The organism is Frankia sp. CeRuru1 (assembly GCF_977966315.1).
Window position 1 is genome coordinate 1 of sequence record NZ_CDWWEW010000144.1, and the last position, 12049, is coordinate 12049.

Genomic DNA, 12049 nt, shown 5'->3' on the forward strand with positions numbered 1-12049 from the left:
GCTTTCTACACTCCGGCGGGGGTGGGGACCCAGGTTGCCGACGGCGGTCTGCCGTGGCGGTATGACGGGGCCGGTGGCGTTGCGCTCCCGTCGCCGTCGAAGGAGACCCGGGAATTCGACGGGATCCGCTATGTGCTGGAGCGGGCGATCGTTTGCCAGTTCGCGTTGGTCCATGCTTGGAAGGGCGACCGGCATGGCAACCTCGTATACCGGGGGAGCGCCGCGAACTTCAACCCGTTGTGCGCCACCGCGGGCAGAGTGACGATCGCCGAGGTGGAGGAGCTCGTCGAACCCGGTGAGCTCGACCCGGCCGAAATCCACACCCCCGGCATCTTCGTGCAGCGCGTCGTCCACGTCCCCACCACCGAAAAGCGGATCGAGAAGAGGACGGTGAGTTCCCGATGAGCTGGACCCGCGAGCAGATGGCCAAGCAGGTGGCCGCCGAACTGACTGACGGCCAGTACGTCAATCTGGGCATCGGCCTGCCGACCCTGGTAGCGAACCATCTCCCACCCTGTGTCACGGTCACCTTGCACAGCGAGAACGGACTCCTCGGCGTCGGCCCCTTCCCCTACGACGACGAGGTCGACCCCGATCTGATCAATGCGGGCAAACAGACCGTCACGCTCCTGCGCGGAGCCAGCACCTTCGACTCAGCGACGTCATTCGGCATGATCCGCGGCGGGCACGTCGACGTCGCAATCCTGGGTGCTATGCAGGTGTCCGCCGCCGGGGACCTCTCCAACTGGATGATCCCCGGAAAGATGGTCAAAGGCATGGGCGGCGCCATGGACCTAGTCCACGGTGCCCGGCGGGTCGTCGTGATGATGGAGCATGTTGCCCGGGACGGCAGCCACAAGCTCCTCGACGAGTGCACGCTGCCGCTGACCGGACAGGCCTGTGTGCATCGCGTCATCACTGACCTGGCAGTGATCGACATCGAGCCCGGCATCGGCCTGATCCTGCGGGAGACCGCGCCCGGCGTCACCATGGACGACGTCCGCGTGGCCACCACACCCAACCTCACGATCGCTCTTAGGTGACCGGTTGTTCGGCGTTCCGGGCCGCGGCGGCGTCGCCGTGATCCGGTCTACGCCTGGGTGCTGCTGTCTTCCGTAATAGTCCGCGGCTGGACCGTTACGGAGGCGTTCAGACCTAGATCCGCCAGTAGGGCGGGGATGGTGGTTGACTGTTGACCCGTGGGACGTGAACGGGTGCCTGTCGCGCAGGGAGAATAGGGGCCACCACACCAACACGACATCCCAGACGAAAGGCACCCGTCAGGTGACGGGTATACGCAGCACCGGGTCGTCGCGGAAGCCGGCCACGAGCGGGCGGGACGGCGCCGACGGCTCCGGTCCCTGGCGGGGCAGGGCCAGCTGACGCTGGCTCCCGAGGGCGTGGCCGACCACGCCCTCGCGGTCAGCTTCATAGTCACGAATATCCCCGCGAACGAGCCCGACGGGATCGTCGGCCTCGAGTGCTGGTTCCGCTCCTGCCAGCGGCGGGTCTACGGGCCAGGCAAGCAGGGCGCGGCGTTCGGCCACACCAAAATCACGGTACGGTCGCTGCTGGTCCGCGGGGTGAACGCGCTGGTCGGGACCGTGTCCGCTCCGAGTTTCTCCTTAGCAATGGGCGGCATAACATATTGCGATGGTCGGCAGATTCCCATAATGAGCAAAAAACGAAAAATGCACCGCCCCGAGTTTTTTAGAGACCGGGACGGTTCAGGAGCGAAATATTCACGAAAGCACGAGATGCCTTGCAGATGCCCTGGACTACTCGTAGAATTTAGGCCATGCGCTCCTCCCATCAACCCAGCGATAAGGCACCGGTATCGGCGAACTCCCTCTCGGGCCGCATCAATTCGCAGGTCGTCACCCCCGAGGAACTACGGCAGTACGCCGACGCTGCTACGAGGAACCCCAACAATGTCACCGGCAACGCCGCCTTCGAAGCTGCCAGCTTCGCCTTCGGCTTCGGCTTCTTTCCCGCCCTCCCCCACAAAGGCCTGACCGCCCTCGCGCCCTACCTGGCCGCAGGTGACGCCTACTCGGCCGTCCTAGTCTGCTGGACCGACCAGCGTGAGTTCCCTCTGGGGGCTGCGGCCTTCGCCAGAACGGTGGCCGACTTGACGGAAGCGATGGAAGCGGCGGAAGCGGCCTGATAGCAGGGCCTCGGCAAGTTTGCTGACGCGCAGGTGATCGGTGCTGGCTGGGGTTTCTGGTGGGACTGTGCAGCGAGAGGCTGACGCCGGGTCCGGGGCTTCAGGGGTACGGGCACGACACCTGGAGATCATGGAGGTTCCTACGCCGTCATGATCGACCCGAGATGTCGTGCCCGCCGTCCCAGTATCGCCGCCTGCCCCTGCTCTCGATCAGCTGGCTGCCGCCGTCGCCGACGGTCATCACCATCCGTCGTCGGTGACGGGTCTGCTGGCGGTCTTCGGCCGGGTCCCGGACCCGCGGAAACCCCGAGGTAGACGGCACAGCCTGGCGGTGGTGCTGACCCTGGCGACGTGCGCGGTGCTCGCTGGCGCGCGGTCGTTCACCGCGATCGGCGAATGGGCCGCCGATGCCGGTCAGGCGGATGCTCTGCGCACCCAGACCGAGACCGCCCGCTGGCTGGTCGGCCGCGGGGTGAAAGCCACCGAGACCGAGGTCGCCTACCTGGTCCCCAGCCTGCCGACACATCAGGCCAGCCCGACCCAGTCGGTGGTGCTGCGGTTCCGCGGCGACACACGGAATCCGCCGTACCGCGAAGAGCCGCTCATGCCGTGGTGACGACGACCTTGCCGCGAGCGTGCCCCCGTTCCAGATAGCGCAGACCCTCGGCGACCTCGACCAGTGGGTACGTCCGGTCGATGACCGACGTGAGCTTCCCGTCCTCGACGAGCCGGGTGAGGGTGAGCAGCTCCGCCTGATCCTGACGGGTGGGCAGCGGTCGGAGCCGCTGCCGGACGAAACCGTTGACCACGATCGCGCGGAGCATCCAGCCGACCGCCCCGACGACGTGGCCGGGTGAACCGCCGGCATTGAGCACGAGGGTTCCCGTCGGGGTCAGCGCCCGGCGCAGCCGGCTCAGTGGCCGGTTGCCGACGTTGTCGAGGATCACGTCGTAGTGGGTGTGCGCGTCGGTGAAGTCATCGGTGGTGTAGTCGATGACGTGTGTGGCGCCGAGCGCGCGGACCAGTTCGACGTTGCGGGTGCTGCACACCCCGGTGACTTCCGCGCCGAGCGCGGCCGCGATCTGGATGGCGTATGTACCGACGCCGCCGGCGGCCCCGTTGACGAGTACCAGGTGCCCGGCCTGGACCCCACCCATGTCGCGGATCCCCCGCAGGGCGGTGGTCGCGGCGATTGGGAGCGCCGCCGCCTGCTCGAAGGTCAGGCCGGCCGGCTTGGGTACCACCGTGTCCGCCGGGGCGCGGACGTACTCGGCGAATGCGCCTGGGCAGAAGCCGAGCACCTCGTCGCCGGGTCGTAGCCCGTGCACGTTCGCGCCGACCGCCTCCACGACGCCCGACGCGTCGATCCCGGCCACACGGTGCTTCGGCCTGGTCAGTCCCATTCCGGGCATGAGTCGCGCGACGAGCGGGTCGCCTCGCACGGCGGAATCAAGTGATCATAGCGACACATGCCCTGCCAGCGGATTATCGAAAACTTCGACTGGCTTCGCACAGTTCAATGTCTGCCGTGGCGTCTGCCGTGGCCGTCCAGTCAACTGTGCGGTCACAGTATCAAGCTCCGCCGCCGTCCCGGTGCGCTGACGACGGAGCGCCCCTTTCCGAGGCTTGGCCGAGGTTCCGCTCTCCTTCGTGAGCCCGTTACTCCGGTTGACGGAGAGAGCGGAGCAGAAGCCGGCCGAACCGGGTGAGGAGCAGGGCGCCGGAGCCGGCGAGCGCGGCGAGCACGCCGATGAGGAGGTCTCGCGCCGAGTTCGCGCCGAGGACCTGGAGTACCGCGAAGGCGGCGCCGAAGGGCAGGCCGACGACGGTGAGGACGCCGAGCGCCGCGCCGACCTGCTGCCCCTCCTGGGTCTGGGCGATCCGGTTCAGGTCAACGATCTCGGTGAGCACGGCGTCGAACCGCTCGGGCAGATGGTGCTGTGCCTGGTAGGCGGTGAGGATGTCGTTCGCCGGGCCGTGGGCGCTGGCGTCCCGGAGCCAGTAGATGTTGCGGAATCGGGCGGCCCGTTCTTCGAGACGGGCGAGATGACGCGTGAGGTCCTGGGCTTCGAACGCGCGGGCCGCCTCGTCGATCATCTCGGTGATGGCCGCGTTCTGGATCATGCCGATCAGGACCGCGTCGAGGTAGGTGGTGTGGGCGTAGAGCTGGGCGAAGCCGAAGAACGCATCGTCGGCGCCGTCGTCGGGGCGTAGACCGAGAAAGGCGGCGCCGTCCCGGGTGACGAGCCCGCGCCAGTCGGCGGAGAGGATCACTCGTCCGTCGAGGAGCTGGTCGGCGTGGTCGGGATCCGGTGGGTAGTCGGCGTTGGCGGTACGGGATGCGAGATGCCACAGCCAGGTGTCCGCGGTCGACCAGGAGTCGATTCGGACGGCGTCAGCGGGTCGCGGCGGGTCGGCTTCGGGAAGGGTGGGGAAGGTCAGGAACGCGATCGTGAACCCTCGGGCCGACGGCGCCAGGCGGGCCCAGGTGGGCAGCGCCGAGCCGAGGTCGGGGGGTGGGGTCGCACTGCCGCGCCGGCCGGCGACGGCGCGCAGGACGTCGAGGAGCTCGGACCCGCCGGTCTGGACGTGAACATGGACGTGGACGATGACGAAGGCGCGGTCCGGCCGGTCCGGGTCGGGTAGGAGGATCTCCGTCCCGAAGATCGGGTTGTTCGTCTCGCCGGTGGGTGCGGTGCGCTGCCAGCGGCTCGGCCGGTCAGGCGTGCCGTAGAGGATGCGTGCGCAGGCGGCGCTGAAATAGGTGCTGCGCGCGGCGGTGGTCGCTTCGATTTCCTTGTGGCGTAACGGCAGCGGACCTTCCGGCCAGTCCGGGGTGCCGGTGAGGAAGGCGGGACAGACGACCACGAAGGAACGCCGTCCCGGACGGTCTACCGGTAGAATTCGTCGACCTCCGGAAGATCCAGTCTGATCACGAAGTGGGCTCGGCCGGTGGACGGGTCGACCTCGAAACGCACACGCTCCCCGACGATGATCGTGCGGAATCCTTCGGTGACGATGTCGCTGTAGTCGAAGCCGTGGATCTCGCCGGTCTCGTCGTCGCGAACCAGGTAGGTCGCGGTGACCCGGTGGGGTCCGCTGCCCAGCGGTTGGCGGTCGACGATCCGGCCGAACCGCTGCCCGCTGTCCGGCACGCCGGTCATGGTCACGCGACCTCCCGCACGCAGCGGAACCCGACGGCGTTACTGCTGCCCCGGCGTAGGTACAGGGCCTTCGACGAGGTCTGCACCGCCCGGTACGGGTTGTCGTAGGAGCCACCGCAGATCACCGCGGAGTTGATCCCGTCGAACACGGTCTCGGTCCATTCCCACACGTTGCCGGACATGCCGTGCACTCCGAACGGGGACAGGTTCGCCGCATGATCGGTCACCGGGGTCGGGGCGCAGTCCCGCAACCGGCCACCGTCGATCTCCTGCTTCCAAACCTCGTAGGTCACCAACGGCCGGCCACTCCACGCGTCGGCGCAGTTGACCGCGGTCAGGTCGACGTCGTCTCCCCAGGGGAACAGCCGGCCGTCCGTGCCCCGGGCGGCGGCCTCCCACTCGACGCAGGTCGGCAGCCGCTTGCCCTCGAAGCGGGCGAAGGCGTAGGCACTCCACCAGTTGACGCAGTTCGCCGGGTAGTTGTCGTACGCCGGATCGGTGAAGTACTCCGGGTTTCGCAAGCGTTCCCGCCATGGTTCGTGGGTGTGGCCTGGCGGAGCGCCCGGATGATCCCACTGCGCGCAGCCCTGCTCGGCGACCGCGGCGAGAAACGCCTTGTACCGCCCGACCGTCACGGGGAACTCGTCGAACAGCACCGGCTTCTCGATCTTTCGGAGGAGGAGGCGGTGGCTCGGCCCGACCAGGTACGTCGCTGCCGGGAGCGTCCGCGGGGGCGCGGGGATCGTCTCGGCGCCGAGGTGGACGAGGAACTCCCGGACCTGCTCGGTCAGAATCGGTTCGGCGTTGCTGCCCGCGGCTTCCCGTCCGGCCGCGGTCCGCAGGTAGCACGCGGCGAAATACTCCTGGAAAACGGTGTGCACCAACGCCACCGTGCCGGCGCCGGCCAGGCGGAACAGGGGCGCGAGCAGGAACGTCTCCAGCGTGACCCGTCCCTCGGCGAAGCATTCGATGCCGACGTGGGTGCAGAGGTCCGCCAGAGTGAACACCGCCTGATCGGCCAGGAATGCCGGGCCGAAATAACTCTCCAGCCTGGGCCGGAGATCGGCGAGCCCGGCGATGACCCGCGGGCGGTCGGCGGGGGCCACGTGGTGGATCGCCTCTTTGATCATCACCACGTCGAGCGAACCGGGCTCGACGGCCGTCGTCGCGTCGGGGCTGGCCGCGCCGACGAGCTGCTCCGCCGAGGCGTGCACCGGGCGAAGACCGGGATCCGAAGGCAGCTGGCTCAGCATCCCCTCGGACGGGTCGGCGCACAGGATCGGCGTCAACGGCCGGACGATCTCGAAAACCCGGCGGGTGTACAGTCCCGTCCCGCACCCGACGTCGATGATCCGATCGTGGGAGGTCAGGGTGAGCGCCCCGGCCATCTCCCGGGCCATCCAGTCGAGGAAGGCGTCGCTGTAGGTCCAGTTCTGGTCGTACGCGTCGGCGAGGCGCTCATAGTGCGCCGACGTTCCCGGCTCCGCCAAACTGGATCACCTCCCGCCCTGCAACCCAGGCGGATCGTAACCGATCGGCTCCCCAACGGCTCCGGATTGGGACAAGTCAGCCAACGAGCGTGACGCCCTGCCACCGACTCTGGGACGTAAACGGGAACTCTGTTCGTCCCTCCGACGACCACGGTTCTCGCGAGAGTCGAGCCGGGCCAGCAGGTCGGCCAACTGTCTGGCGTTGCGCTGCGCATAGTCGGCATAGCAGTTGTTCATGAGGACGTGGGTCGTGGCGACGCCGTTCGCCAGCTCCCGGATCCTCGGGGCCCATGCGCGCAGTTCGTCCTCGCTGTAGCGGTAGCCGAAGCGTTCGTGGATGTCCTTGCTCGTCCACCGCTCGCTGTGACCGTGGAACCGGACGACCGCGAGATCGGCAGTCGCGGCGAGCACCGGCGGAATCGAACTCGGATAGCCCTGGGGCATGTCGACGCACACGTACGGAATCGCCTGAGAGGCGAGGAAATCGAGTGTCTCCTCACGGTTGCGTTCGTCCATCCAGGTGTGGTTACGGAATTCCACGCAGATCCGCACCCGCCGGCACCGGCGCTGGCACTCCAGGACGTAGCGCTTGTTCGCGGCGCTGATCGGAAACCACTGCGGGAACTGGAAGAGCAGAGCGCCGAGCTTGCCGGCCTCGGTGAGCGGTGCCAGCGCGGTGAGGAACCGCTCCCACACCTCGTCGACGACGTTGGCGTCCAGGTCGCGGACGTAGAGGTTCCTCCGATCCAGCCCGACAACGTCGCGCAGGTCCCTGTACAGCGCGCCCGGGCGAGTCGGATGCCCCGTGAGCAGCGAGAAAGCCTTGACGTTGAAGGTGAAGTCGGCCGGGGTGCGCGTCGCCCACGTCCGCACCGTCCGCTCCGCCGGCGGCGCGTAGTAGGTGGAGTCGACCTCGACCAGCGGGAACTGCCGGGCATAGTAGCGCAGCCGCTGCTCGGCGCTGGTGACCTCCGGTGGGTACCATCCGGACCTCAGCAGCGTCGGGTCCGTCCAGGAAGCCGTCCCGACCAGAATGTCACCCATGCCCGTCACCTCCCCGCCGGGTTCCACGCTCGCGAACCGGTACCTGCCCGCGAACGGCATGGTTGACGTCAGGATCCGTTATCCTTTTACAGGCGAATGTACCGGTACCCCGCTCGGGCTCGGACCCGGTCCTGTCGGCTATACGGCAACGGCAGCCGTCCGGCCACACGACGTACGAGAATGCCATCGAGGGGAACCACTTCCGGACCCATTCCTCCGCCGTTGGGAGAAGCCATGAGTCGTCGTGAACTGGCCAGTCGGACCAGAATAAGTGCTTTCCGCGAAGGGCCGTACGTGCTGATCGTCGCCGAAGGCGACCTGCCCACGCCCGGATTCGACGTCGACATCGCCGAGAGCAGGGTGCGCATCTTCCCGCAACAGTTCGACCTCGAGCGCCGCGCGCGGCCCGGCGTCTTCCCGCAGGTGGTCACGCCATACCGCTACGCCGAGATGGTTCGCTACCCCGAGGATCAACCCCGGATCACCGTCCATCACGCCGACGGCACCGACCAGGTCGACATCGAGCCCTGCGGCAAGGAACTGGCCGGCTACGTCGACACCGTTCGCGGGAGCGCTCACCGGACCGCCGCGCCGGAGGCGGGGACCGAGGCAGGGGCGGAAGAGGCCATCGGACTGTCACCCGCGCTCAGCTTCGACGAGGCGTTCGCCAAGGCCCTCGCCAACCTGCCGTCCTCAGACACCACGACCGCCGACACGCTGGCCCGCGTCCAGGTGCTGGAGATCGGCGGCCTGTTCGGTGGCATCGCCGGCTTCCACCACCTGTTCGTCCGGGTCAGCCGGACCATCAGCTGACCGCAGACACGGATCCGGGTCCGGGTCCGTAGCCGGAGTCGGAGTCGGCTACGGACCCGGGCCGGTTGATGTCCTCCTGGGGTGGCGGGGTAACGACGGCCAGCCGGCCCGAGCAGATTGCCCGGGGCGGCGGCCGGTCAGGCGGCGGCCGGTCAGGCGGCAGCGAGCGTGGTCGACCAGAGCACCGCACCACCGGAGTCCCGCAGCTCCACGGTGAGCCCGCCACCGGGATCGAGGTGCACGCGGCCGAAGAACTGCAGACCGGCCGAGGGCGGCAGGTTGGACTGACCCGCCGGAGGGGCCTTCACGAAAACAGCCTCGGGGCCGAAGGTGGGGTCGAGCGTGTTCGGGCCGAACGTTCCGGCGTTCAACGGCCCGGAAACGAACTCCCAGAACGGGTCGAAATCGGTGAAGGCGGCCCGGTCCGGGTGGTAGTGGTGCGCCGCCGTGTAATGGACGTCAGCAGTCACCCAGACCACATTGCGGACCCGGTGCCGGCGGAGGCCGGCGAGGAGGTCCGCGATTTCCACCTCGCGCCCCAGGGGGACACCCGGCCGGCCCTGCGCCACCGCCTCCACGCCGCTCGGGTTGTCCGGCACCAGCAGCCCGAGCGGGAGATCGGCGGCGACCACCTTCCAGGTGGCGCGGCTGGCGGCGAGCCCGGCCAGCAGCCACTCGCTCTGGTGGCGGCCGAGGATCGCCACGCCGGCGGGATCCTCCTGGCCGTCGGGATTCGGGTTCTTGAACGAGCGCAGGTCCAGGACGAAGACGTCGAGCAGCGGGCCGTAGGAGATCCTGCGGTAGATCCTCCCGCCCGGGCCGGCCCGACCGGGAATGAACGGGGTGTACTCCAGGAACGCCTGCCGCGAGCGCGCCGCGAGGACGTCCACCCGTTTCTCGCTGTACCGGGAATCGTCGAGAATCTCACCGGGATACCAGTTGTTGAGCGTCTCGTGGTCGTCCCACTGGAACACCCACGGCACCTCGCGGTTGAACGCGAGCAGGTTTGCGTCGAGCAGGTTGTACCGGTAGTTGCCGCGGTACTCCGCGAGGGTCTCGGCGACCTTGGACTTCTCCGGGACGACGAGGTTGCGCCACACCGAGCCGTCCGCGAGCGGAACCGTCGGGAGGAGCGGCCCGTCCGCGTACACGGTGTCCCCGGAGCAGATCGCGAAGTCCGGGTTCAGCCGGCGCATCGTCTCGAAGATCCGCATTCCGCCGAGATCGGGGTTGATACCCCACCCCTGGCCGCAGATGTCACCCGACCAGATGAACGAGACGTCGCCGGCACGCCCGGGGGCAGTCCGGAACCGGCCGGTCGACGTCTCGCCGACGAGCGCCGGGTCATCCGCCGAGGCGAGGCGGACCCGGTAGAACACCTCCTCGCCGGCAGGCAGGCCGCGGACCGGCACCGAGGCGGTGAAGTCGGTCGCCGCGCCCACCCGGACGACGCCGACCCGCCGGGCGGCGGTGAACGTCTCGGTGGCTGCCACGTCGACCGCGAGCACCGCCGGCCGATCGGCCCGTGCCCACACCACCGCGCTGTCCGCGGTGACATCGCCGGACTGCACGCCGGAGGTGAACGTGGGCCGGCCACCCCGCACCTGGCCCGGGGCCCGGTCCGCGACCGCGGCCCGCGCCGCCGGAACCCCTACGGCGGTGCCGGCGGCGGCAGCCAGTGACGCCACCGTCGCTCGGGCCAGCACGTCCCGTCGGTTCGGCACGCGTTCCTCTGCCATCCCGCCCGGCCCTCCTGTCACTGTCCGTATGGCCGCAGTCCCCCGACGTCGACCATCACAGTGCAGGTTCCGGGCAGCCGTCGGCCCCCGTTCCGGAAGCGAAAAAGTGAACTGTGCGTGGCGTCCCGCACCGCCTGCCGCACCGCGTCCCGCCCAGACCACCTCTTCCGGGTAACCCTCGCGAGGAACCCGGGCGCCGACCGCTCGGATGAAGTCACGCGCAGAGCCGCAGAGCCGCAGAGCCGGGGAAACCCTGGTCATCTGGGCCGCTCTCACGGCCCCTTAGCGCTTTCGCGATCCGTATCTACGTAGAAATTGCTATGATCTATCCGTAGATGCGGTTTCAGTCGGAGCTTTGCCGTCAGTGACCAGCCGTTACCTCCCTCGGCGAGAAAGGGACGGACGATGTCTCCGCAGATCAGGCGGTTGATCAGAGTGGATGCGTGACATGTTCTGGCCAGGCCCCGCCCACCCCGACGACGAGACCAGGCACTGGCTCGCCCGGGTCGAGAAAGTCGCCCCGGTCCTGGTCCAGCACCGTGAACAGGCCGAACAGGAGAGAATGACGCCGCCCGACGTCATCGACGCCCTGCGTGAGCAGAACATCCACCGGATGTGGGTCTCCCCGGCCTTCGGCGGTGGCGGGGTGAGTGTCCGGACCGGTTCCACGGTGCTCCAGGCGCTCGCCCGGATCGACGCCTCCGTCGCCTGGCAGATGGGGGTCCAGGGCGTTATCGGCCGGATGTCGGACTACCTCCCGGAGCAGACGGCCGGCCGGATGTTCCGGGAGAGCGATGGTCTCGTCGTCGGTGGGATCAACCCGTCGGGCCACGCCGAGGCCGTCCCCGGCGGTTACCGGGTACGCGGTCGGTGGTCCTTCGCCAGCGGCTCCACCCACGCCGACTGGCTGGTGTGCGCCTCACTCGTCACCGAAACCAGCGCGGCCGGCGAGGTAGCCGCGGGAAGTATGGCGGACTCGTCGGCCCCGACCCCGCCCACAACCCGGATGATGTTCGTTCCGCGGGATGCCGCCCGTTTCACCGACGACTGGTTCACGATAGGGCTGCGCGGCACCGGGAGCGTCAGCTTCACTGTCGACGACCTCTTCGTCCCCGAGGAGCACACCGTCGACGGCGGGCTGCTGCGCCGGCTGCCCGCGGCCCGGCCCTCGCGCGGCTACCCCATCGCGTACTACGACTTCGGCCCGTTCACGACCGCGTCAACAGCGCTCGGCATCGCCCAGGACGCGCTGAGCGCCTTCCCGGGGCTGGCGGTCAGCGCGGTTCCTGCCCGCGGGACGGAGACGCTGGCGTCCAGCCACACCGTTCAGGCCGGCCTCGCCCGCGCTGCGGCCCTGGTCAGGGCGGGCGAACTGCTACTCGACGATGCGGCCGGCCACGCGAGTGCCCGCCTCATCGGTGGGGAGAAGCTCAGCGCCCTGATCCGGCTCGCCGCCGCCGCCGTCGGCGAAAACACCCTGAAGGCCGTGGACACCCTGCACGGCCTGGCCGGCACCAGGGCCCTGGGCGCGGCCGGCCGGCTCGACCGCTGCTTCCGCGACATCCACACCGTGGTCGCGCACATCACCCTGGCGCCGACGAACTTCGAGATGATCGGGTCATATCTCCTGGG

Annotated in this window: 13 protein-coding genes; 6 read left to right on the forward strand and 7 right to left on the reverse strand. The window is 68.8% G+C overall.

What is annotated here, in order from left to right; genetic code table 11:
- Both AC08OP_RS12350 and AC08OP_RS12355 read left to right on the forward strand, forming a co-directional pair.
- Nucleotides 1–405 (forward strand): CoA transferase subunit A (locus tag AC08OP_RS12350; RefSeq protein ID WP_476614322.1); only part of this gene is annotated, 405 nt, incomplete at its 5' end.
- Entirely contained in the window at nt 402–1043 is a 642-nt protein-coding gene (locus AC08OP_RS12355; protein WP_476614323.1) for a CoA transferase subunit B, read from the forward strand. The genes AC08OP_RS12350 and AC08OP_RS12355, both read left to right, overlap by 4 nt.
- A gap of 237 nt (nt 1044–1280) precedes the next feature.
- Here the strand turns inward: AC08OP_RS12355 and AC08OP_RS12360 are convergent, their stop codons facing one another.
- Nucleotides 1281–1547, reverse strand: coding sequence for a hypothetical protein (locus tag AC08OP_RS12360; protein ID WP_476614324.1), 267 nt, complete (start codon nt 1545–1547; stop codon nt 1281–1283).
- 251 nt (nt 1548–1798) lie between these two features.
- Here AC08OP_RS12360 and AC08OP_RS12365 point away from each other — a divergent pair, with 251 nt between their 5' ends.
- Both AC08OP_RS12365 and AC08OP_RS12370 read left to right on the forward strand, forming a co-directional pair.
- Nucleotides 1799–2167: a hypothetical protein gene (locus AC08OP_RS12365; protein WP_476614325.1), complete on the forward strand. Its 369-nt coding sequence runs from the start codon at nt 1799–1801 to the stop codon at nt 2165–2167.
- 169 nt (nt 2168–2336) lie between these two features.
- Complete coding sequence (locus AC08OP_RS12370) at nt 2337–2783, forward strand: transposase family protein (protein WP_476614326.1); 447 nt, start codon at nt 2337–2339, stop codon at nt 2781–2783.
- Here AC08OP_RS12370 and AC08OP_RS12375 read toward each other — a convergent pair.
- From AC08OP_RS12375 to AC08OP_RS12395, 5 genes are all read right to left on the reverse strand, one after another.
- Nucleotides 2770–3609 carry an NAD(P)-dependent alcohol dehydrogenase gene (locus AC08OP_RS12375; protein WP_476614327.1) on the reverse strand — a complete coding sequence of 280 codons (840 nt, stop codon included), beginning with the start codon at nt 3607–3609 and terminating at the stop codon, nt 2770–2772. The genes AC08OP_RS12370 and AC08OP_RS12375 overlap by 14 nt on opposite strands.
- Nucleotides 3610–3826: 217 nt before the next feature.
- Nucleotides 3827–5035: a hypothetical protein gene (locus AC08OP_RS12380; protein WP_476614328.1), complete on the reverse strand. Its 1209-nt coding sequence runs from the start codon at nt 5033–5035 to the stop codon at nt 3827–3829.
- A gap of 23 nt (nt 5036–5058) precedes the next feature.
- Nucleotides 5059–5331, reverse strand: a complete 273-nt coding sequence (locus AC08OP_RS12385) for a hypothetical protein (protein WP_476614334.1) — start codon at nt 5329–5331, stop codon at nt 5059–5061.
- A 2-nt stretch (nt 5332–5333) separates the two neighbouring features.
- Complete coding sequence (locus AC08OP_RS12390; RefSeq protein ID WP_476614329.1) at nt 5334–6821, reverse strand: SUMF1/EgtB/PvdO family nonheme iron enzyme; 1488 nt, start codon at nt 6819–6821, stop codon at nt 5334–5336.
- A 6-nt stretch (nt 6822–6827) separates the two neighbouring features.
- Entirely contained in the window at nt 6828–7865 is a 1038-nt protein-coding gene (locus AC08OP_RS12395) for a DUF72 domain-containing protein (RefSeq protein ID WP_476614330.1), read from the reverse strand.
- A 234-nt stretch (nt 7866–8099) separates the two neighbouring features.
- Here AC08OP_RS12395 and AC08OP_RS12400 point away from each other — a divergent pair, with 234 nt between their 5' ends.
- Nucleotides 8100–8678 (forward strand): hypothetical protein, encoded by a 579-nt coding sequence (locus AC08OP_RS12400; protein WP_476614331.1) that lies wholly within the window; start codon nt 8100–8102, stop codon nt 8676–8678.
- A 152-nt stretch (nt 8679–8830) separates the two neighbouring features.
- Here AC08OP_RS12400 and AC08OP_RS12405 read toward each other — a convergent pair whose 3' ends face one another.
- Nucleotides 8831–10417: an alkaline phosphatase D family protein gene (locus tag AC08OP_RS12405; RefSeq protein ID WP_476614332.1), complete on the reverse strand. Its 1587-nt coding sequence runs from the start codon at nt 10415–10417 to the stop codon at nt 8831–8833.
- Nucleotides 10418–10865: 448 nt separating this feature from the next.
- Here AC08OP_RS12405 and AC08OP_RS12410 point away from each other — a divergent pair.
- On the forward strand, nt 10866–12049 hold a 1184-nt coding region (locus tag AC08OP_RS12410; protein ID WP_476614333.1), incomplete at its 3' end, for an acyl-CoA dehydrogenase family protein.